The organism is Salmonella sp. NW645 (assembly GCF_051703725.1).
Taxonomy (GTDB): Bacteria; Pseudomonadota; Gammaproteobacteria; order Enterobacterales; family Enterobacteriaceae; genus Salmonella; species Salmonella enterica.
This window is the reverse complement of record NZ_JAMMKR010000030.1, coordinates 1-680: the sequence shown is the minus strand read 5'-3', so window position 1 is coordinate 680 and position 680 is coordinate 1. Positions and strand designations below refer to the sequence as shown.

The 680-nt window shown below is 56.8% G+C and carries 2 protein-coding genes; both read left to right on the top strand.

Translation table 11 applies throughout. The features are described 5' to 3' along the window. Positions 1 to 618, top strand: a 618-nt coding sequence (locus NA389_RS21915; protein WP_000213069.1) for a dimethylsulfoxide reductase iron-sulfur subunit DmsB, incomplete at its 5' end; no start/stop codon positions are given. Position 619: 1 nt separating this feature from the next. Then, a partial coding sequence (locus tag NA389_RS21910) for a DmsC/YnfH family molybdoenzyme membrane anchor subunit (RefSeq protein ID WP_001545491.1) occupies positions 620 to 680 on the top strand: 61 nt, incomplete at its 3' end.

The following is a 680-nucleotide window of genomic DNA, read 5'->3' as shown; positions in this document are numbered from 1 at the left end:
ATGACAACCCAGTATGGATTTTTTATTGATTCCAGCCGTTGCACCGGTTGCAAAACCTGCGAACTGGCCTGCAAGGACTACAAAGATTTGACCCCGGATGTCAGCTTCCGCCGCATTTATGAGTATGCGGGCGGCGACTGGCAGGAAGATAACGGCGTCTGGCACCAGAACGTCTTTGCCTATTATCTCTCCATCTCCTGTAACCACTGCGAAGACCCGGCCTGTACCAAAGTCTGCCCGAGCGGCGCGATGCACAAGCGCGATGACGGTTTTGTGGTGGTGAACGAAGAGGTCTGTATCGGCTGTCGCTACTGCCACATGGCCTGCCCGTACGGCGCGCCGCAGTACAACGCGGCCAAAGGTCATATGACCAAGTGCGACGGCTGTTACGACCGGGTGGCGGAAGGCAAAAAGCCTATCTGCGTCGAATCCTGTCCGCTGCGAGCGCTGGACTTTGGTCCTATCGACGAGCTGCGTAAAAAACACGGTGAGCTGGCTGCCGTCGCGCCGCTGCCGCGCGCGCATTTCACGAAGCCGAATATTGTGATTAAACCCAACGCCAACAGCCGCCCGACCGGGGACACTACCGGTTATCTGGCCAATCCGAAGGAGGTATAAGATGGGAAGTGGATGGCATGAATGGCCGTTGATGATCTTCACGGTCTTTGGTCAGTGCGTGG